At 54.0% G+C, this 21582-nt stretch carries 20 protein-coding genes and 1 riboswitch; of the genes, 14 read left to right on the top strand and 6 right to left on the bottom strand.

All coding sequences use genetic code 11. The features are described 5' to 3' along the window. Positions 1–34: 34 nt before the first annotated feature. Both A0129_RS00745 and thiC read right to left on the bottom strand, forming a co-directional pair. Positions 35–1345 carry a hemolysin family protein gene (locus tag A0129_RS00745; RefSeq protein ID WP_291711488.1) on the bottom strand — a complete coding sequence of 437 codons (1311 nt, stop codon included), beginning with the start codon at positions 1343–1345 and terminating at the stop codon, positions 35–37. Between the two features lie 264 nt (positions 1346–1609). Beyond that, positions 1610–3526 (bottom strand): phosphomethylpyrimidine synthase ThiC, encoded by a 1917-nt coding sequence (gene thiC / locus A0129_RS00740; protein WP_291711486.1) that lies wholly within the window; start codon positions 3524–3526, stop codon positions 1610–1612. Between the two features lie 267 nt (positions 3527–3793). On the opposite strand from thiC, the gene A0129_RS00735 reads away from it, so the two are divergent. Further along, positions 3794–4354: a cob(I)yrinic acid a,c-diamide adenosyltransferase gene (locus A0129_RS00735; RefSeq protein ID WP_291711485.1), complete on the top strand. Its 561-nt coding sequence runs from the start codon at positions 3794–3796 to the stop codon at positions 4352–4354. 16 nt (positions 4355–4370) lie between these two features. Here the strand turns inward: A0129_RS00735 and A0129_RS00730 are convergent, their stop codons facing one another. The 4 genes from A0129_RS00730 to mscL all read right to left on the bottom strand — a co-directional run bounded on the left by A0129_RS00730 (position 4371) and on the right by mscL (position 10371). Further along, a complete protein-coding gene (locus A0129_RS00730; RefSeq protein ID WP_291711483.1) occupies positions 4371–6431 on the bottom strand; it encodes a hypothetical protein in 2061 nt (686 codons plus the stop codon). Between the two features lie 44 nt (positions 6432–6475). Further along, positions 6476–8293, bottom strand: a complete 1818-nt coding sequence (locus tag A0129_RS00725) for a glutamine--tRNA ligase/YqeY domain fusion protein (RefSeq protein ID WP_291711481.1) — start codon at positions 8291–8293, stop codon at positions 6476–6478. A gap of 46 nt (positions 8294–8339) precedes the next feature. Further along, on the bottom strand, positions 8340–9629 hold the full coding sequence (locus A0129_RS00720; RefSeq protein ID WP_291711479.1) for a D-amino acid dehydrogenase: 1290 nt from the start codon (positions 9627–9629) through the stop codon (positions 8340–8342). Between the two features lie 55 nt (positions 9630–9684). Then, a riboswitch (glycine riboswitch) is annotated at positions 9685–9800 on the bottom strand. A 130-nt stretch (positions 9801–9930) separates the two neighbouring features. Continuing rightward, positions 9931–10371: a large conductance mechanosensitive channel protein MscL gene (gene mscL / locus A0129_RS00715; protein ID WP_291711477.1), complete on the bottom strand. Its 441-nt coding sequence runs from the start codon at positions 10369–10371 to the stop codon at positions 9931–9933. A 151-nt stretch (positions 10372–10522) separates the two neighbouring features. Between mscL and A0129_RS00710 the strand changes: the two genes are divergently transcribed. The 13 genes from A0129_RS00710 to A0129_RS00650 all read left to right on the top strand — a co-directional run. Beyond that, a complete protein-coding gene (locus A0129_RS00710) occupies positions 10523–11248 on the top strand; it encodes a YebC/PmpR family DNA-binding transcriptional regulator (RefSeq protein ID WP_291711476.1) in 726 nt (241 codons plus the stop codon). A gap of 21 nt (positions 11249–11269) precedes the next feature. Next, positions 11270–12541 (top strand): phosphoribosylamine--glycine ligase, encoded by a 1272-nt coding sequence (gene purD / locus A0129_RS00705; RefSeq protein WP_291711474.1) that lies wholly within the window; start codon positions 11270–11272, stop codon positions 12539–12541. 14 nt (positions 12542–12555) lie between these two features. Further along, on the top strand, positions 12556–13467 hold the full coding sequence (hemF, locus tag A0129_RS00700) for an oxygen-dependent coproporphyrinogen oxidase (protein ID WP_171097636.1): 912 nt from the start codon (positions 12556–12558) through the stop codon (positions 13465–13467). A 3-nt stretch (positions 13468–13470) separates the two neighbouring features. After that, positions 13471–14121, top strand: a complete 651-nt coding sequence (nadD, locus tag A0129_RS00695; protein WP_291711472.1) for a nicotinate-nucleotide adenylyltransferase — start codon at positions 13471–13473, stop codon at positions 14119–14121. A gap of 42 nt (positions 14122–14163) precedes the next feature. Continuing rightward, positions 14164–14586, top strand: a complete 423-nt coding sequence (gene rsfS, locus A0129_RS00690) for a ribosome silencing factor (protein WP_105028205.1) — start codon at positions 14164–14166, stop codon at positions 14584–14586. A 15-nt stretch (positions 14587–14601) separates the two neighbouring features. Further along, the gene (gene rlmH / locus A0129_RS00685) at positions 14602–15072 is read left to right on the top strand and encodes a 23S rRNA (pseudouridine(1915)-N(3))-methyltransferase RlmH (RefSeq protein WP_291711470.1); all 471 of its coding nucleotides are present in this window, start codon (positions 14602–14604) and stop codon (positions 15070–15072) included. Positions 15073–15080: 8 nt separating this feature from the next. After that, on the top strand, positions 15081–15740 hold the full coding sequence (locus A0129_RS00680; protein ID WP_291711468.1) for a nucleoside triphosphate pyrophosphatase: 660 nt from the start codon (positions 15081–15083) through the stop codon (positions 15738–15740). A gap of 41 nt (positions 15741–15781) precedes the next feature. Beyond that, a complete protein-coding gene (gene rng / locus A0129_RS00675; RefSeq protein WP_291711644.1) occupies positions 15782–17257 on the top strand; it encodes a ribonuclease G in 1476 nt (491 codons plus the stop codon). 10 nt (positions 17258–17267) lie between these two features. Beyond that, entirely contained in the window at positions 17268–18446 is a 1179-nt protein-coding gene (locus A0129_RS00670) for an 8-amino-7-oxononanoate synthase (RefSeq protein WP_291711466.1), read from the top strand. After that, a complete protein-coding gene (locus A0129_RS00665) occupies positions 18443–19213 on the top strand; it encodes a hypothetical protein (protein ID WP_291711464.1) in 771 nt (256 codons plus the stop codon). The genes A0129_RS00670 and A0129_RS00665 overlap by 4 nt, the downstream gene beginning before the upstream one ends. 17 nt (positions 19214–19230) lie before the next feature. Continuing rightward, the gene (locus tag A0129_RS00660) at positions 19231–20031 is read left to right on the top strand and encodes a methyltransferase domain-containing protein (RefSeq protein WP_291711463.1); all 801 of its coding nucleotides are present in this window, start codon (positions 19231–19233) and stop codon (positions 20029–20031) included. Continuing rightward, the gene (gene bioD, locus A0129_RS00655) at positions 20028–20645 is read left to right on the top strand and encodes a dethiobiotin synthase (RefSeq protein WP_291711461.1); all 618 of its coding nucleotides are present in this window, start codon (positions 20028–20030) and stop codon (positions 20643–20645) included. Before A0129_RS00660 ends, bioD begins: the two co-directional genes overlap by 4 nt. A 15-nt stretch (positions 20646–20660) precedes the next feature. After that, on the top strand, positions 20661–21582 hold a 922-nt coding region (locus A0129_RS00650; protein ID WP_291711459.1), incomplete at its 3' end, for an aminotransferase class III-fold pyridoxal phosphate-dependent enzyme.

The raw sequence follows: 21582 nt of genomic DNA, 5'->3' as shown, positions 1-21582 counted from the left end.
TTTTTAATGGTTTTTTTTACCGGTTTATAGGGTCTTAAGCAGACTCATCCGACTGAGCACCATCTTCCTTGATCGGCGAGGCCAGGATTTTGTCAATTCGCTTTTGGTCCATATCCACCACTTCAAATCGCCAACCTTCCCAATCCACGGTGTCTCCGGTGGCAGGCAAGCGCCCGGTCAGTAACATCACCATGCCACTCAGGGTGTGGTAACGGCCTTTTTCTTCTTCCGGCACACTCTTGATATTCAAAGTGTCTTTCAGTTCCAGAATGGCAATGGCACCATCCAGCAACCACGAACCATCTTCACGCTGCACCGCCCAGGAATCTTCCTTGTTGTGCGGGGTGAATTCACCAGTCAAAGCTTCCATTAAATCGTGCAGAGTCACAATGCCTTCAAGTTCGCCATACTCGTCGATCACAAAGGCAATGTCCATGTTGTTGCTGCGGAACTGGGTTAACAGCTCCATGCCCGTCAGGGTTTCAGGCACAAATACACACTGCTGCAAGTTGGTTGAAAAGTCGGGCATCTTGCCCTGTGCAGCATAAGCCAAAGCTTGTTTGGCATGAATTACACCGATCAAGTTGTCCAGGTTGCCGTCGACCACCGGGAAACGAGAGTATTCCGATTCAATCACACGCTTCAGATTTTCTTCCTGGGGCAGTCGAATGTCGAGATACAACACATCGGAACGCGGAATCATGAGTGAACCCAGCTGGCGATCGTCCAAGCGGAACACATTTCGAAGCATGGTGTGCTCACTGCTTTCAATCACGCCCGAAACGGAGCCCTCGTCCAACATGGCGTGAATTTCTTCCTCGGTCACACCGTTGTCGGTGTTTTCTTTCACACCCATGACGCGCAACAAACCACGTGTGGAAAAGGACAAGAACATGACGAACGGGCGCGTAGCAATTGCGAGAATTTGCATGGGCCTTGCCACCAAGCGGGCGATAACCTCCGGGCTGATTTGCCCCAAACGCTTGGGTACCAGTTCACCGACCACAATTGACACATAGGTAACACCAACAACCACAATGGCTGTGGACACAATGTCTGTCATTGCCACTTCCAGGCCGAAGGTTTGCAACCAAAGCGCCAGTGGCTTGGCCAATACCGCCTCACCCACGATACCGCTCAACACACCAATCGATGTAATGCCAATTTGTACTGTTGACAAAAACTTGGTGGGATCTTCAGACAACTTCAGAGCAACCGCAGCGGATTTGTCGCCTTCTGCAGCCAACTTCACCAACCGGGCCTTTCTGGCGGTAACCAGGGCAATCTCGGACATGGCAAACAAGCCATTGGTCACGATAAGACCAATCAGAATCAGCACTTCCATGTCGACACTCCTTGATTCAAGGGCGAAACGAAGGCATCAAGCACAAGGCTTAAAGGAGCATTGTCAAGCGGGAAGGACTTGGAAAAACGACGCGCAACGAGCGCTTTGAAGGGGGTTGCCAATGACGGCGCAGTGAAGTTTGAGCAACTTCGACAACTGGAACTATCCATATACGGTCGGGAAAGGCCCGAGCACTCCTATCAGAAAAAAACACCGCCTAATCGTACAAAGACGAGGGGGCGGTGTCAATTTTTCTTTTAAAAATCAGGTCTTGTGGTAAATCTCAGACCCTTTCTTGATGAACTCGATGGATTTTTCCTCCATTCCCTTGCTCAGGGCCTCTTTTTCAGAAACACCCAGCTTTTCAGCGTACTCACGTACATCCTGAGTAATTTTCATGGAGCAGAAGTGCGGACCGCACATGGAACAGAAGTGAGCCACCTTCATGCTTTGCTTGGGCAGGGTTTCATCGTGGAATTCACGGGCCGTGTCGGGGTCCAGACCCAAATTGAACTGATCTTCCCAACGGAACTCGAAACGGGCTTTTGACAACGCATTGTCTCGAATTTGCGCGCCAGGGTGGCCTTTGGCCAAATCAGCGGCGTGAGCTGCAATTTTGTAGGTGATGATGCCGTCTTTCACATCTTTCTTGTTCGGCAAGCCCAAGTGTTCTTTGGGGGTGACATAACAAAGCATGGCGCAACCGTACCAACCAATTTGTGCCGCACCAATGCCACTGGTGATGTGGTCGTAACCCGGGGCGATGTCGGTGGTCAGTGGCCCCAGGGTATAAAACGGCGCTTCATGGCATTCCTTCAGCTGAATGTCCATGTTCTCTTTGATCAATTGCATGGGCACATGGCCAGGACCTTCAATCATCACCTGCACATCGTGCTTCCAGGCAATCTGGGTCAGTTCGCCCAAAGTGCGCAACTCGCTGAGTTGCGCTTCATCATTTGCATCCCAAACCGAACCGGGGCGCAAGCCATCGCCCAGTGAGAAGCTGACGTCATAGGCTTTCATGATTTCGCAAATGTCTTCGAAATGCTCGTACAGGAAGCTTTCCTTGTGGTGAGCCAGACACCATTTCGCCATGATGGAACCACCTCGAGACACAATCCCTGTCATGCGGCTCGCGGTAAGCGGCACATAAGCCAGGCGCACCCCGGCGTGAATGGTGAAGTAGTCCACACCCTGCTCGGCTTGCTCAATCAATGTGTCACGGAAAATTTCCCAGGTCAGGTCTTCGGCCTTGCCATTGACCTTTTCCAGGGCCTGATAAATAGGCACTGTGCCAATCGGCACCGGGCTGTTGCGTAAAATCCATTCACGCGTTTCGTGAATATGCTTGCCGGTGGACAAGTCCATGACCGTGTCGCCACCCCAACGAATGGCCCAGGTCATTTTCTCGACTTCCTCACCGATTGAAGAAGATACGGCCGAGTTACCTATGTTGGCGTTGATTTTCACCAGAAAATTGCGACCAATGATCATGGGTTCAATTTCAGGGTGGTTAATGTTGGCGGGAATGATCGCCCTGCCACGCGCTATTTCATCACGAACAAACTCAGGCGTGATCTGTTGTGGAATGGATGCACCAAAAGACTCACCCGGATGCTGACGGGTCAGCAAATCAACCATCTTGCTGCCAATCTTGCCACCAGCATTCTTCAGGCTTTCAATGTATTCTTGGCGGCGCAGGTTCTCGCGAATAGCCACGTACTCCATTTCCGGCGTAATGATGCCCTGGCGCGCGTAATGCATTTGCGTCACATTTTTTCCAGCCTTGGCCTTGCGGGGTTTGCGTTGCAAGTTGAAACGCAGTTCTGTCAGCTTGGGGTCATTCAGCCGTTCGATGCCATATTCGGAACTGGGGCCGCTGAGCAACTCCGTGTCATTCCGCTCTTCAATCCAGGCACTGCGAATGGCTGGCAATCCAGAACGAATATCGATTTTCGCGGCGGGATCGGTGTAAATACCTGAGCAATCGTACACATAAATCGGCGGGTTTTTCTCGCCGCCGAAAGACGTGGGTGTATCGTCTTGTGAAATTTCCCGCATGGGCACCTGAATGTCGGGCCGAGAGCCCTGCACATAGACCTTGCGTGAATTGGGAAGTGGCTTGACCGCGGCTTCGTCAACCTTGGCGGTTGAGGCTAGAAAGTCTGGATTGGCGCTCATTCATACTCCTGTTGGGCGTAAATCGTATTGTGCCGGGTGCATGAACATTCCACCCAGCCAAGCCCTTGGAGCCAAGCCAGTGAAACGCTTCCTGCAAACAGCATTATCTGCACAGGTGTGAGGGTTTTTCTCACCCGGCAGCAATTTGCCAGGACCCCTGCGTTAAACTTGAACAAGCTCAAAGTATAGGCCCGCCTGCGTCGTACCTCAATACGCGGTTTGCACAAGGCGCTCTTTTTGTTCAACTTTCTCGGATCACGCAATTCAATGGGCAACAGACTCAGTTCAATCACCACCCGCACTGGCGACGATGGCACTACTGGCCTGGCCGATGGCAGCCGTTTGGCAAAAAACGATCTTCGTGTTCATGCCATGGGCGATGTCGATGAGTTGAACAGCCACATCGGCCTGATACTGACCGAGGCCTTGCCTGAGCGCCTGGCCACCGAACTTACTCGCATTCAGCATGACCTGTTTGATCTGGGCGCAGCCCTGTGCATGCCGGGTTTTGATGTGTTTCCACCCCAAGCGGTGGAGCGGCTGGAAGACTTGATCAAGGAATTCAATCAACCCCTGCCCCGTCTGGAAGAATTTATTTTGCCTGGCGGCAGCAAGGCCTCTGCCTACACCCACATCGCGCGTACTGTTTGCCGCAGAGCGGAGCGGGTGCTGGTGGATTTGAACCAGCAGCAAAAACTGCCAGAAGATTTGCTTTTGTACATGAACCGTCTTTCCGACTTTCTGTTTGTGGCCTCCCGCTGGATTCACCACAAAAAAGGCGTTCGCGACGTGCAGTGGAAAAAAGGGTTCAACCGCCCGCAAGAGTGAGGAAGCTTGAAGTAGCCTACTTGGACTCGGTTTTGACTGAGCCAGTGACATTGTTTTCGGCCACGCCATTTTCTTTGGGTGGATAGAAAAACTCGCCAGGACTCTTGAAAAATCGTTTGAAAATACGTCCGGCCAGCGAGAGGCTCTCCAGCTTGCGAACCCCGCGCGCCCGCAAGGCCGTGAAAAATGCCAAGCTAAAGCTCACGGCCAAATTCACCATACCGATCAGGAAAACGCCCACAGCGGCAATCGCCACCTCCAGTCCGCTCAACATGAATTCATGGGCCTGAATTCCGTAAGCCATGTTTGCCGCGGCAAAGGTGATGTGCCGAATATCGATGGGCAAACCAAGAATGAGTCCAATAAAACCAGCCGAACCCAACATGCAACCGAAAAAGAAGTTGCCTGCCAAAGCCCCCGTGTTCTTGCTCAAATAATCAGCCAATTTGTTGGAGCGAACCACACCCAAGCGCTTGCGCAGCCAGGGCACCTTGCGAATCCGATCCGGAATACGGTGGTAAATCGACAGGTTGTCGTAGTAACCCGCAATCACACCTGCCAAAAACAGGAACACCCCGGCAATTGCAGCATGGGGCAAAGCTGCAGACAACAAGGGATTAAGCTCCAGCAACATTTTCTCGCCTTTCTCGATTGCCACAGGCGGTTCTCCGAGCAAGAAAGTGAGCCCCACGGCAACCACGGTGGCCGTGGCAAATGCGGGCAGCACATTGCCCCAAATCGAGATGAATTGGGTGCGGGCAACCTGGGTAATCAAATCTGCCACCCGGTCGGCCGAGCTTAAGCGGCCATTGGCAGCGTCAATGGCTGCAGCGATTCGCGCCGCAGTCATGGCAGGCTGTTTGGTCGCGATGGTGAAGCCCAACAAATGAATGATCACAAAGCCAATGCCATAATTCAGGCTGAAAAATACGGCCTCCCAAAATGGGGGCAAATGCCAACTTGAAATGCCAGCTTTGAACAGGGAAAGAAGCGCGATAATGACGCCTGCACCCATGGCAGCCCGGGCCATTTTCCAGTATTCCGACCGGGTTTCAGTGGCGTATTTCTCGCCAGATTGGCTCGCATGCTCGGTAATGCGCAGAGCCAGCTTGTCAGTCAAACCTCGCCACAAATCGGTGATCGAATGTTTGCGGTTTTCTTCCTTGGTCAACGTGCAGAAAAACTGCACGCACGTGCCCACCCGATTGTCGGTGGGCAAGGCACCCAAGAGCTGCAAAAGCCGACGCATGCGGTTGATCGATTGCTCCAGCCGGATCAATTGCATACTGAGCGTGACAGAAATGCCTTGAACACGCGCCTGTGCGTAGGCTTTCTTGATTTGGCCCTGACACTGGTCCAGCAGCACATCGAGATGAACACCCAAATCATGCAAAGGCTCCATATGGCTGAGCTTTTCATGGGCCTGCGCGATCATGCTGCGCAGCTCGAGGTGTTGTTCGACAAACGGAGATGTATGACGCTCAGAAATACCGAGGCAACGTACCACTTCGGAATCAATGCCAAGGGCGGCTATTCGCACCGCCAGCATTTCCATGGCCTCGAGCATTTCATGTTGAATGCGCTTCCAAAGGGGCATGGCCGGGTTCAACCATTCCAGTACGTGAAACAACCTTGTCCAGCTGGCCACGCTGATCGACTCAAGCCACTCATGGTCGTCCGGTTTGGTGAACATCAGGCTAAGCGACTCGCGCACTGTTTTGTCTTCAACCGTGGCCGGCAACAGGCGCTGGAAAATCCGGTTTTTCATGGCCTGACCGAATGTTTCATTACCCAGAATGCCGAGCTCGGCGAAGGTATATCGATAACGTGATTCTTTCAGGAATTGTTCAAGATAGCCTTTGACCTGCACGCGCAGGTCGTTGGACTGTTCAAGCGCCTCCACCAGCATGGAGAATCGCCGCTCGATTTCGAAATCAGAGCCAGGAGCCCCTTCTCGAAACCATTCCATGAGGTGGCACAAGTGGGCAATGTCCGCCTCGTGCTCATTGTCTGGACCCATCCCGTTCAGGATGGTCAGCAGCGCACCTCGAATATTGTAGTTTGGGTTCGTTGCCATATTCTGTATACCTAGTCCGAGGGCTAGTGTACCCGATGAATTGGCTATTTACTCCAACTGTCCTTCAGGGTGGTGGCGCGATTAAACACCGGGTTTTCCAGGGTATTGTCTTTCAGGTCATGAACGAAATAACCATGACGCTCGAATTGGTAAACTGTTCCAGTGAAAGCGTCTTTCAATCCTGCTTCCAGATAGGCTTTCACCTCGGTCAATGAATTGGGGTTCAAACTGTCCATGAAGTTTTTACCGCCAGAATCAGGATGCTCTTCTGTAAATAAACGATCGTAAAGGCGTACGGTGGCGGGCAGGCAGTCCTCTGCATCTACCCAGTGAATATTGCCTTTTACCTTGTAGGCATCTGCACCCGGCGTGCCGGATTTGCTGTCCAGAAACACCTGGGCATGCACCGCGATAACCTTGCCATTTTCATCTTTGTCACAGCCCGTGCATTCAATCACATAGCCATATCGCAGGCGCACTTTGTTGCCCGGGAACAGTCGGAAGAACTTTTTCTCCGGGTTTTCCTGAAAATCTTCCGCTTCAATCCACAAGCGTTTGCCGATCGTGAACTGGCGCATGCCCCAATGCGGGTGATGAGGGTGAACGGGAGCTGTACACAGATCGGCCCAATCATCATCGACGTTGTCCAGAATCAGCGGTATCGGGTCCAATACCGCGACAGCCCGGTGGGCCACTGGGTCCAAGGTGTCGCGCAGTGCGCCTTCCAGAACGGAATAGTCAATCCAGGAATCGGATTTTGAAACACCAATACGCGCGCAAAACAACTGAATCGCCTCAGGTGTATAACCACGGCGGCGTAAACCGACAATGGTCGGCATACGGGGATCATCCCAGCCACTGAGTTTGTTTTCAGTCACCAATTGCTGCAATTTACGCTTGCTGGTGACCACATAACTCAGGTTCAGGCGTGCGAACTCAATCTGCTTGGGCAAGGGGTGGCTCAACAAAGGTTTGAGCGAGGTGCCATCGAAGGCTTTGTGTTCGCTGGCCAGGTTGTTCAGCAACCAATCATAAAAAGGCCGCTGATCCTCGAATTCCAGAGTACAGAATGAATGCGTAATGCGCTCCAGCGCATCCTCAATGGGATGCGCGAAGGTGTACATGGGATAAATGCACCAGTCGTCGCCTGTTCGGTGGTGAAAGGCGCGGCGGATTCGGTAAATCGCCGGGTCGCGCATGTTCATGTTGGGGCTGGCCATGTCGATTTTGGCACGCAGCACCGCAGCACCATCAGGCAGCTCACCGGCGCGCATGGCCCGAAAACGCGCCAGGCTCTCAGCGGCTGGACGATTGCGGAATGGGGAATCTACACCTGCTTGAGTCAATGTACCCCGATTGGCGCGCATATCGTCTGCATTCTGCTCATCGACATACGCCAGGCCGGCCTGAATGAGAAACTCCGCAGCCTGGTACATGAACTCAAAATAATCACTGGCGTAGTACAGGTTCTCGTCGCCGAAATCTTCCCAGCGAAAGCCCAGCCAATGCACGGCATCCAGAATGGAATCCGCGAATTCCTCGCTTTCTTTCTCGGGGTTGGTATCGTCAAAGCGCATGTGGCAAGCGCCACCGTATTCTTTGGCCAAACCGAAATTCACACAAATGGCTTTGGCGTGGCCCACATGCAAATAGCCATTGGGCTCGGGCGGGAAACGCAAGCGAATGGTTGCAGGGTCGGCAGGGGCACCTTCATGCACATCGGCACCGCCCGGTTTACCAGCCCAGGGGCGCACCTGATACTCGGGCTTTTTCAAGTCCGCATCAATGATGTTGCGAAGGAAGTTCGAGGCGGGGGCGTTGTCAGCCCCGGCATGGGTATTTTTGTTTGCAGAATCAGACATCAGCACATCCTGTTGGCGAATGCGCTGATGTTAGCAAAAACAAGCCTTAGGCAACGGCCAAGGCCTCGCCCTTCTTGGAAGAAATTCCAGTAAATGCGAAATCCAGTTCAGGCTGCTTGCCATTCATGATCGATGCAATCGAGCGACCTGAGCCACAAGAGTGGGTCCAACCCAATGTGCCGTGGCCGGTGTTCAAGTACAGGTTTGAAATTTTCGACACACCAATGTAAGGCACGTTTGAGGGAGTCGCGGGGCGCAAACCAGTCCAGTAAACGGCCTGTTCGGGATCGGCCATGCCTGGGAACAGTTCCATGACGCGGCGAGTGATCGCCTGGCAACGCACGTGGTTCAGGTTGGTGCTGTAACCGTTCAGTTCAGCGGTGCCTGCAATACGCAGCTTGTCACCCAAGCGGCTAAACACCAGCTTGTACTCGTCATCCGTCAGGCTGACTTGTGGGGCCTTGCTGGCATCATCAATCTGCAAAGTTGCCGAGTAACCCTTGGCTGGGTAAATCAGCAAATCCACGCCCAAATCTTTGACCAGCATTGGGCTATAGCTGCCCATGCACAGCAGGTACTTGTCGGCTTTCAGCACTTGTACCTGGCCATCCGCGCCACGCACACGCACACCACTGATTTGGCCACCCTCGGTATCCAGGCCCAAAATGGCGGTGTCGTACTTGAATTCAACACCTTTTTGAGCACATAGCTTCGACAGGTTTTGCGTGAATACATGCGCATCGCCGCTTTCATCTGCTTCGGTGTAGGTGGCGCCAGCAATTTTGTCTTTCACGCTCGCCAAAGCGGGCTCAAGACGCACGGCCTCGTTTGCATCAATCACTTTGCGATCGCATCCAAACTCTCGCATGATTTCAGCGGGTTCGAGTGCATCATCGAATTCTTGCTGGTTGGTGTAGAAGTGCAAAATGCCTTTGGTGAGGCAGTTGTATTCAATGCCGGTTTCGGCACGCAATTCTTGCAAAGTACTGCGGCTGAATGTGCCCAGGTTCACCATTTGAATGATGTTGTGGCGTGTGCGCTCGGGGGTACATTCACGCAAAAACTGCATGCCCCAGCGCCACTGGCGGGCATCGGCGCGCAAGCGGAACAGCAAAGGCGCATCTTCCTTCATCAACCACTTCAACACCTTTTTGGGGGCGCCGGGATTGGCCCAAGGTTCAGCATGAGACACGGAAATTTGGCCACCATTGGCAAATGATGTTTCCATGCCGGCAGCAGGCTGACGATCCACCACAGTGACGTCAAAACCTTCTTTTTTCAAAAACCAAGCGGAAGTAATGCCGGTAACACCAGCACCGAGAACAATAGCTTTCATGAGGAACAGGCTCCACAAACAGTAAAAAAGGGCTTTCGGCAAACCATTTGCCTTGTAGCCCCTCTCTGTCCGTTTGCCTGAAAGATTCACAACGGGTTGCGTTGCTTGCCTCTTCGGCGGCTGTACTTACGCGGCGATTGGCCGCGCACAGCGCTCTCCAGATTTGAATTCCTGAACCTGTACTGAAGCCTGAGCGTTCATGGGGATTGCGCCTTCGGCGGACCAGCACAGATACGCGCTAGCCACTCTCCAGATTCAGCCTTCGATTGTACTACTGCGAATCTGGAGAAGCCAGTCTAAATTACTTCTTCAAAGAATCACGAATTTCACGCAGCAACAGAATATCTTCAGGAGTGGGTGCTGGCGCGGCTGGTGCAGCTTCCTCCTCCTTGATCAGGGCTTTGGTCAGTTTGCTAACCTGACGGACCATCATGAAGATGATGAATGCCAGAATAATGAAGTTGATCAGCACCGAGATAAAGCTGCCGTAGGCCAGAACTGGCACACCCGCAGCCTTGACAGCGGCCAGCGTGGGCGCCACTCCCTCCGGAATTTCGGCCAGAGGCAAATAAAGATTGGAGAAATCGAGACTACCAAAAATACGGCCAACCACCGGCATGATGACGTCATCCACCAAGCTTTTGACAATTCCGCTGAACGCGCCACCAATGATCACCGCCACCGCCAGATCAACCACATTGCCTTTTACTGCAAACGCCTTGAAGTCTTTGAGTAAACTCACGCTACCTCCTGTTTGGTCCTGTTGAATGTATACAAATGTAAAAGTCTAATACCCGCGCAGATTATCGCTGTGGAATCCTTTTAGGGCAATACGGCGAGTGCCCGGTGGTGATAAAATCGCACCTCTTTGATTCAACAACAGAAAGTGAGCCATGGCAGGACACAGTAAATGGGCCAACATCCAGCACCGTAAAAATCGACAGGATGAAAAACGCGGTAAGGTTTGGACGAAAATCATTCGCGAAGTCAGCGTGGCAGCCCGAGTAGGCGGCGGCGACGTCGCCACAAACCCCCGTTTGCGCCTGGCCATGGAAAAGGCCGCTGCGGCCAACATGCCCAAAGACAATGTGCAACGCGCGATTGCCAAAGCCACCGGTGAAGCCGAAGGTGTGAATTACGAAGAAATTCGCTACGAAGGCTATGGTGTGGGTGGCGCAGCGGTAATCATCGATTGCATGACCGACAACAAAGTACGCACTGTGGCTGAAGTACGCCATGCCTTGACCAAGCACGGTGGCAATTTGGGCACCGACGGTTCTGTTTCTTTCATGTTCAAGCATTGTGGCCAGTTTATTTTTGCACCAGGCCACAGCGAAGATGCAATCATGGAAGTGGCGCTGGAGAATGGGGCTGATGATGTTTTGACATCTGACGACGGTGTAATCGAAGTCACCTGCCCTGTACCTGAATTTCATACCCTGAAAACAGCGTTTGAAGCGGCGAACATGAAATTCGAACACGCGGAACTGACCATGAAACCTGCCAGCGAGACCGAACTGGAAGGAGACGACGCCATTCGAATGCAAAAAATCATTGACATGCTGGAGGACCTGGACGATGTGCAGCAGGTTTACACCAACGTGATCATCAACGAATAAAAAGTACGGAGCACTGCAAACATGAAAATTTTGGTGATTGGATCAGGCGGTCGCGAACACGCCATGGCTTGGCGCATTTGCCAAACGCCAGGTGTCACAAAGGTGTTTGTCGCGCCCGGCAATGGCGGCACTGCCCTGGAAACCAAAATGCAGAATGTGCCCATCAGCGACCTAGGCGAGTTGGCTGATTTTGCGGCCAAAGAACAAGTGCACCTGACCGTGGTTGGGCCAGAAGCCCCATTGGCTGCAGGGGTGGTTGACCTGTTCCGCCAGCGCGGCCTGCGTATTTTTGGCCCTGCCAAACTGGCTGCCCAACTGGAAAGCTCGAAGGACTACGCCAAGGCCTTCATGAAGCGGCACAAAATCCCCACCGCCGAATACGAAACCTTCACCGATGCAGCCAAAGCACACGATTATGTGAACGCCAAAGGTGCCCCCATCGTGATCAAGGCCGACGGCCTGGCCGCAGGCAAAGGTGTGGTTGTCGCCATGAGCCTGGAAGAAGCTCACAAGGCCATCGACGACATGCTGTTGGGCAACAGCATGGGCAGCGCGGGTTCCCGTGTCGTGATTGAAGAATTCCTGGAAGGCGAAGAGGCCAGCTTTATCGTGATGGTCGATGGTGTGAACGCATTGGCCATGGCCAGCAGCCAAGACCACAAACGCCTGCTGGATGGCGACCAAGGCCCCAATACCGGTGGCATGGGTGCATACAGCCCCGCCCCTGTGGTAACGCCAACCATGCACGCCCGCGTAATGCGCGAAGTGATTTACCCCACCATTGCTGGCATGAAAAAGGACGGACTGGTCTATACCGGCTTCCTGTATGCGGGATTGATGATCGACGACAAGGGCGACATCAAGGTGCTGGAATTCAATTGCCGCATGGGCGACCCGGAAACCCAACCGATCATGATGCGACTGAAAAGCGACTTCGTGAATTTGCTGGACCATGCCATTGATGGCACGCTGGACAAGGTTGAAGCAGAATGGGACCGCCGCACCGCTTTAGGCGTAGTGATTGCCGCGCACAACTACCCACAAACCCCGCGCACGGGCGATGAAATTACACTGCGTGCCGAGGCCAGCGACGAAGCGGTTGTATTTCATGCCGGAACTGTTGAGAAAAATGGCAAGGCAGTGACCGCGGGGGGCCGGGTTCTGTGCGCCACCGCCTTGGGCGACACCGTGCGCCAGGCTCAGGCCAAAGCCTATGAATTGATCGACACCATCAGCTTTGATGGCATGCAATTCAGAAGCGACATTGGCTATCGCGCAATCAATAGAAAGTAAAAGGCCTATTCAACATGACACCTTCTGAACTGAATCAGGTGAAGCAATACCTTCAGGGGCTTCAAAGCAGCATCATTGAAGGCATTGGCCAGTTCGAAAGCAAACCTTTTTTGAACGATTCCTGGGAGCGTGCAGAAGGAGGCGGCGGTTGCAGTCGCGTGCTGGAAGAAGGCAGCTTGCTGGAGCGTGGCGGTGTCAATTTCAGCCATGTAATGGGCGACAAGTTGCCCGGCTCGGCCACTGCCAGCCGCCAAGGCCTGGCTGGTGCCAGCTTTGAAGCCATGGGGGTGTCACTGGTGTTTCACCCCCGCAACCCCTATGTACCCACCGTGCACATGAATGTGCGCCTGTTTGCAGCCACCACTGTGGAAGGCGAATCGGTGTGGTGGTTTGGCGGCGGCATGGATTTGACCCCCTACTACGGCTTTGAAGAAGATGCGAAACACTTTCACCAAAGTTGCAAAAATGCGTTGGATCCCTTCGGTGCGCACTACCATGCCAAGTTCAAAAAATGGTGTGACGAGTATTTTTACCTGAAGCACCGCAAAGAACCCCGTGGCGTCGGTGGCGTGTTCTTCGATGACTTTTCAGAGCTGGGTTTCGAGCAAAGCTTCGCAATGACGCGCAGTGTGGGCGATGCCTTTTTGAAAGGCTACCTGCCTATTGTTGAGCGTCGCATGAACATGGCCTACGGCGAACGTGAGCGCGACTTTCAGGCCTATCGACGCGGCCGCTACGTTGAATTCAATTTGGTATTCGACCGTGGCACCCTGTTTGGCCTGCAAAGCGGTGGCCGCACGGAATCGATTCTGATGAGCATGCCCCCCCAAGTGAAGTGGCGCTACGACTGGCAACCCGAGGCAGGCAGCGCCGAGGCGAGGCTGTACACCGACTTTCTGGTGGACCGCGACTGGCTGGCGGCCTGAGCCATGGCCAGCCGGCAAATCTGCATCATCGGCGGCACCTTCAACCCCATCCACATGGGGCACTTGCAAATGGCACGCTCGGCCCAGGCCCAATGCATGGCCGATGAAGTGTGGTTCATGCCGGCAGGCCAACCCTGGCAAAAACCCAACGCCGATCTCGCACCTGCGGATATTCGGAAAAAACTCGTTGAACTGGCCATTGATGGCGTGCACTCCTGGCGCGTAGAGCCCTTTGAAATTGAACATGCTGGGCCCACCTATACTGTGGATACGCTTGAGAAGCTAAGCGAACAGCACCCCAACTATAAATTTTCCTTTGTGATTGGGGCGGACCAATTGGCCAACCTGACCAGCTGGAAACATTGGCAAAGCCTGTTTGATTACGCCCGCATTGGCGTAGTGGACCGCACCCAGTGGGGCGATTTTCAGGTGCCCGAGGCTTTAAAACGACATTTGCTCCAAGATCGCCTGTTTCGCATACCCATGCCCAGCGTGAACATCAGCTCCACCCAAATTCGCAGGCAGTTTGAGCTGCTGGGCTCGGCCAATAGCGAGGTGGCGGAAACCGCCCGTTTCAAACTTGAAGCCAGCTTACCCACCGCTGTGTTCAAGTACCTGACCCAGCACCCAGTTTATGGTCGCGCCCAGCCCTGAAAGTTGTTAGAATTCAGGCAATTAACAAACCTTTGGAATTGCATGGAATTGCGTAAACTGCAGCGCGTCGTGATTGACGCCCTCGAAGACATCAAGGCACAAGACATCGCCGTTTTCGACACGACCCACCTTACCGGTGTTTTTGACCGAGTCATCATTGCCTCAGCCTCTTCAAACCGCCAAACCCGCGCCTTGGCCAACAACGTTCGCGAGAAAACCAAGGAAAACGGTGGCGAAGTGTTCAGCACCGAAGGTGAAGACACTGGAGAATGGGTGTTGGTCGACCTCGGCGATGTGGTGGTGCATTTGATGCAACCCGCCATTCGCGAGTATTACAACCTGGAAGAAATCTGGGGAGGCAAGCCCGTGCGCGTGAAGCTGAACCCGCACAGCCTGAGCAAGCCCATGCCAGGGGTGGACTATTTCCCCCAGCAGGCTGAAGCCTACTCAAGCCAGTACAACTAAGATTTTCGCTTCACTTTGAAAATCCATGTGATTGCCCTGTCTCACAAGATCGAGCCATGGGCCCAACAGGCCATTGATCAGTTTCAGAAGCGCTTTCCAGGCGATTGGAAGCTGACCATCAAAGAACTGAAACCTGAAGACCGGTCTACAGGCAAACCTGTGGACCAAATTCTCGCCAAAGAAGCCGAGCGCATTCGTGCGGCCATTCCAAGCGGCGCACGGGTGGTTGCGCTGGACGAACGGGGCGAGCGACACACGAGCAAAGCCCTGGCCGAGCAACTTCAAAAATGGCACAACAGCAGCGAAACACTGTGCCTGCTCATCGGCAGTGCCGATGGGCTTGATGAAACCCTGAAGCAGCAATGCCAAGGCATGTGGCGGCTTTCCGACCTCACCCTGCCCCATGCACTGGCGCGCGTGCTGTTGGTGGAAGCGCTGTACCGCGCATTTTCCATTACCATTGGGCATCCGTACCACCGCGAATAATCCCCAACATGAACACACCCGTTCGCCCCGAGCACACTGGCCTGCCTGCCCAGATTTGGCTTGCTTCGCGCAGCCCGCGCAGGCTTGAATTACTTGAAACACTCGGATTAAAAGTGCAGGTGTTTCTGGCCCAGAGCAGCCCAGAGGCCGAGGCGCTTGAAGCACCGTTTGAGAATGAAAACCCCTTGCTGTATGTACAGCGCGTTACCCAACTGAAATTGAATGCAGCAATTAAAGCCATGCAGGGGCAACAATTAAGCGGGCTGGTATTGGCCGCCGACACCACGGTTGCGCTGAAGGGCAACATTCTAGGCAAACCGCAAAATGCTGCGGAAGCCTTTCAAATGCTGCAAAGCCTTTCCAACACAACCCATGAAGTCCACACCGCTGTGGCTGGTGCCTGGCTTGACAACAAGGGTGGCACCACTGCCCAAAACGCCGTGCAAACGTCGCACGTGGAATTCTCCAAGATTCCCGAAACCTTCATGCATGCCTACATTGCCAGTGGTGAGCCTTTCGACAAAGCGGGTGCCTACGGCATTCAGGGGATCGCAGGGCAATACGTTCGTCACATTTCCGGCAGTCATTCTGGCATTATGGGTTTACCACTGTTTGAAACCAGCGAATTGATACGCCAACTCCAAACAGCGGCCCAAAACAGAAACTGAGCTGCAACAAGAATCGATTAATACCCAAGAAGCAAAAGATGATCAACGAACAAATACTGGTGAACGTGACACCGCAGGAAACGCGCGTGGCCATTGTTCAGCACGGTGCTGTGCAAGAACTTCACATTGAACGCACGTCCACACGCGGCATTGTGGGCAATGTGTACTTGGGCAAAGTAGTGCGCGTGTTGCCCGGCATGCAATCTGCATTTGTCGACATTGGACTGGAGCGCGCAGCATTTCTGCATGTGGCCGACCTGTGGGAACACCGCACCTACAACCACCACCAATCAAAGCAAAACGGCAATCCGCCGCCTGCCATTGAAAAAATGGTGTTCGAAGGGCAAACCATCATTGTGCAAGTGAGCAAAGACCCGCTGGGCACCAAAGGCGCCCGCTTAACCACCCAAATCAGCCTGGCTGGCCGCATGCTGGTGCACCTGCCGCAAGACCCACACATCGGTGTTTCACAGCGCATCGAGAATGAAGGCGAGCGAGAAGAGCTGCGCGCGAAACTAACCCGCCTGCTGCCCGAGAACACGGGTGGCTTCATCATCCGCACCCACGCCGAAGAAGCCACCGACGAGGAACTGACCGCCGATGTAAATTACTTGCGTACCCGCTGGCGCGAGATGCTGGAATTGACCCGAACCAAGCCCGCACCCAGCCTGATTTACGAGGACCTGACCATGGCTCAACGCGTGGTACGTGATCTCGTGAGTGCAGACACTCAAGCCATTCTGATAGATTCAAAAGAAACCCTGAAAAACCTGCTGGTGTTTGCTGAAACTTATGCCCAGGAAACCAAAGACCGCCTTCAACTGCATCAGGGTGAAAGACCACTGTTCGAGCTGTACAACATTGAAGACGAATTGCAAAAGGCGCTGGGCCGCCGGGTTGAACTGAAATCGGGCGGATACGTGATCATCGATCAAACCGAAGCCCTCACGACAATTGACGTGAATACGGGCGGTTTTATTGGGGCCCGCAATTTTGAAGAAACGGTGTTTAAGACCAATCTGGAAGCGGCACACGCCATTGCACGCCAATTACGCTTGCGCAACCTGGGTGGCATCATCGTGATCGACTTCATCGACATGAGCACCGAGGAACACAAAAAAGCAGTACTGACGGAATTGCAAAAGGCGTTGGACCGGGACCGCGCCCGAACCAGCGTGACAGACTTTTCTGCGCTGGGCTTGGTGGAAATGACCCGCAAACGCACCCGCGAAAGCCTGGCCCATTTGTTGTGCGAACCCTGCCCAAGCTGCCAAGGCAAGGGGCAGGTTAAAACAGCCCAAACCGTGGCCTATGAAATCATGCGGGAAATTGTGCGTGAAAGCCGCCAGTTCAACCCCAAAGAATTTCGCATACTGGCCAGCCCAGCGGTGATCGACCTGTTTCTGGAAGAAGAGGCCCAACACTTGGGCATGCTGGAAGAGTTTGTAGGAAAGCCAATTACCCTGCAGGTGGACAACCTGTTTGTGCAGGAACATTACGACATTATTTTGACCTGACCTAAGCGCGATGAACCTGAGCCAAGCCAGCCAGCAACGCCTAGAACTTTTGGCCCAAGACAGCAGCAAGCGCGTGTTGCTGCCCTGCCCCATCGACCAGCGTGTATACGATTTTTCCAGCAATGATTATTTGTGCCTGGCCCAGCGCGGCGACATTGTGGAGGCTGGCCATGAATGCGCGAAAAAATACGGTGCGGGTGCGACCGGCTCGCGTTTGTTGTCAGGCAACCTCGACTGCTTTGAAGAACTGGAATTCCAAGTTGCACAATTTAAAAACGCTGAAGCTGCACTTGTTTTCTCAAGTGGCTATCAAGCCAACGCCAGCGGGCTTGCTGCACTACTCGATAAAACATTATGGAGCGGAGCTGAACCATTGGTGTTCACCGACCGCTTGAACCACGCCAGCCTGCACCATGCCTGCCAGTTGGCGGGGGTGAAGCAGATTCGGTTTCGCCACAACGACATGGCACATTTGGCAGAATTGCTGAGCAAACACCAAGAATCAACTCAGCCGAAAATCATCGTTTCGGAAACCGTGTTCGGCATGGAAGGAGATTTGCTGCCGATCGAACAACTTGCGGAGCTTGCCCTTCAACACAAAGCTGTGGTGTACCTGGACGAAGCCCACGCCACGGGCGTTTGGGGACCGGAAGGTCGAGGCCTTGGAGCGATTCAACACCCCGCCATAGATGCGCTGAAAACCTTGGGGCACTGGGTAATCATGGGCACCTTCAGCAAGGCAGTGGGGGTCAGCGGGGCATACGTCGCATGCAGTGAAATATTCAAACAGTATTTGGTGAACCGCTGCACGGGCTTTGTCTATTCCACTGCGCCCTCGCCTTTTGTGATTGGCGCGGTTGGCAAAGCATTGGAAATTATTCTGGGGATGAATACCGAACGTTCCGCGCTGCACACCGCCGCCGACACACTGCGAGAGCGAGTGCATGAGTTGGGCTTCGACACGGGCTTGTCGAACACCCACATTGTTCCCTTGGTGGTGGGCAGTAACGTTGCCTGCCTCGAACTCAAGGCCCATTTGCAACAGGCAGGCATTCGAACCTCTGCCGTACGCCCTCCCACCGTGCCCCCCAATGCCGGACGGGTTCGGCTTGCACTGAACACCGGCCACACCCTTGCAGTGTATGAGCAACTGCTCCACGCACTGGCCAGCTGGAAGGTGAGCACATGAAGCAGCCCGAAATAACGCAAGTGCTGTTGATGGCCCACGGCTGGGGTTACAACCACCGTTTCTTCAATGCCTTGCTGAATACACTTCCCGCAAATACACGCGAGACTACCTTGTTTGTTTGCCTGGAAGCGGGTTACTTTCCAGAGCAAGCCAGACAAGGTTTGATGATTCATACCCCCGGTATCAGCACGCAAGACCAATGGGTACACTACACGGCAGAAGTGCTACACAGCTTGGTGCTTGCTTACGCCGATGTACCTTGGCTAGGCCTGGGGCATTCACTGGGGTTTTCAAAACTGCTGGATTTTTCAGTGCGATGGCAAAGCCTGTTGAGCATTCATGGCTTTACTCACTTTGTGAAAGGCGATTCCAACACCCAAGGCACTCCACCGCGTTTGCTGTCTCGCATGATCCAGAAAGCAGAACAGAATATGCCAGAGGTATTGCGCGACTTTCACAACCGCTGCGGGCACCATGCGCAATGGGCCACCCTGGATGAACAAACGTTATTGACTGACCTTCGCAGCATGCAAGAGTTGAACGCAGCACAGGCATTGCAACAGGCCCTTTCCCATGGCGCCGAATTACACGCCTGGGCCAGCAACACGGATGAAATAGTGCCACTGGCTTTGGCACTGCAATGCTTTGAGCACACGCTGAAACAGCAAAACCGCGAGTTGCATACACTGGCTTCCGAGCACGCAGGCATTGCCACCGCCCCTGCGCGGTATACTGGCACCTTGTTGCCCCTTCTCAGCCAGCATTAATTTCAAGCTGCATTGAAATGTCTGAAAACGCCTTGCCGCGAAAACTGAATTCTGCCCAGGCTGCCTCACGCCGCTTTTCCGATGCTGCCCGCGATTACGATCACCACGCGCGCGTACAAAAACATTCAGCCCAACACCTGTGTCAGTGGCTGGATCAAATGCTGCCTGTCGACTTCAACCCCAAAGCTTGTGTGGATGTGGGCAGCGGCACCGGGTTTTTAACCGAGCATTTGCTGAACAAGTTTCCCGAAAGTGCGGTGCATGCCGTCGATTTGGCGCAAGGCATGCTAACCGAATTAACGCGCAAGTATCCCACTGAACGCCTGCACACCCACTTGCTCAATGGCGAGGAATTGGCAGTTGAGCACCTGTGGATCCCGAACCATTCCCTGCTGGTGTCAGGTATGTGTGCGCAATGGTTCAGCAATATCGAGGAAGCGATTCGACGTTGGCTTTCGGTGTCGAACACGGTGGCTTTCAGCGTGTTGCTGGATGGCTCCTTTCAAGCCTGGGAAGTGGCACACGCGGACACCGGGCAAACCAGTGGTTTACGGGCTCTGCCTCGCGACGATGACTTGCAGGACATCATGAACGCATTGGTCGCTGAAGGCATTGCTGCCAGCACTGCTCACCACACCAAAGACTTTCTGGACCATCACCCCGATGGGCTTTCCTTTGCACGCAGCCTGCGTGCCATTGGCGCAGACCAACCCCGCGTGAACCACACGCCGGTTAATTTGCGCAAGGTGATATCCGCCTTGGGCGAAGCCTGCACCATGAACTACCACATTGGTTTTTATTACCTGGAACGGCCGTGAAACATTTGTTTGTAACTGGCACCGACACCGGCATCGGCAAGACAATTACCAGTGCATGGCTTTGCAAACACTGGCAAGCGGATTACTGGAAGCCGGTGCAAAGCGGGCTTGAAGGTGGCAGCGACAGCGAGTGGATTGCCCGCTTAAGCGGTTGCGCAGTGCACCCGGAAACATACCGCCTGACCCAGCCCTTGTCGCCCCACCGGGCCGCTGACATCGATGGCGTAAAAATTCAGCTCAGCGATTTTGAGTTGCCCAAGGCGGACCGGCTAGTGATCGAAGGTGCTGGCGGTTGCCTGGTGCCCCTGAACTGGCGGGACACCATGCTCGACCTCATGAAACACCTGGGCAGTTGCGCTTTGTTGGTGGCCCGCAGCGGGCTTGGTACCATTAACCACACTTGCCTGTCGCTACAAGCCTTGAAGGCCGCTGGCGTGCCGGTACTTGGCGTGGTGATGGTGGGTGAGACCAACCCTGCCAATCGCGAGGCGATCGAACATTTTGGTGAAGTGCCGGTGTTGGCTGAATTGCCTGTGTTCAGTGAGTTGAAGGAACAGGCGCTTGAGGAATATGCCATGCCAGAGCGCCTTGTTCGTGCGCTCGATAGCCTGTGAGCACGTACAACCCGCATGAAACAACTCTCTCACACCGAATTGCTTGAACTGGACGCGCAATACTGCTGGCACCCCTTCACGCAAATGCAAACCGCTTCGCCACCTTTGGCAGTGGTACGTGGTGAAGGTGAGTTTTTGGTCGATGCCCAAGGCAACAAGTACTTTGATGCCGTTTCAAGCTGGTGGGTGAATATTCATGGTCACAGTAACCCTGTGATCGCGCAAGCGATAGCCCGCCAGGCACTTGAGCTTGAACATGTGATGTTTGCAGGCGTTACACACCCAAGCGCCGCACTGCTGGCGGAACGTTTGGTACAAAGCGCTCCAGCCCCAATGGCCAAAGTGTTTTACTCCGACAATGGCTCCACAGCCATTGAAGTGGCCCTGAAAATGGCCTTTCAGTATTGGCAAAACAAAGGCGTGGGTAGCAAAAAACGGGTGATTGCGCTGGAGGGCGGATACCACGGCGACACCTTCGGCGCCATGGCCACCGGCAAGTCCAGCGGTTTTTACGATCCCTTCGCGCCCTGGCTGTTTCAGGTTGATTTCACACCCACCGGCGTTTGCGCGTGTACAGAAGAACAGGCCTTGGCAGCACTCGACAAATTACTGGCAAACAGTGCAGGCGAAATTGCCGCGCTGGTACTGGAGCCCTTGATTCAAGGTGCAAGCGGCATGCGTTTGATGCGCCCAGCCCATGTGGCTGAACTGTGCAAACGCTGCGAAGCGGCCGGTGTTCTGGTGATATTCGACGAAGTATTCACAGGCTTCGGTAGAACAGGCACCCTGTTTGCCGCCGAACAAGTGGCACAGTTTGGTGGACAAGCCGACATCATTTGTATTTCAAAAGGGCTTACCGGCGGCTTCATGCCCATGGCAGCCACACTCACCAGCCAAGCGGTGTACGACGCGTTTTTAAGCGACCAGGTTGGCCATG

The organism is Limnobacter sp. CACIAM 66H1 (assembly GCF_001601825.1).
Lineage (GTDB): Bacteria > Pseudomonadota > Gammaproteobacteria > Burkholderiales > Burkholderiaceae_B > Limnobacter.
This window is presented reverse-complemented; position numbering and strand designations above follow the sequence as displayed.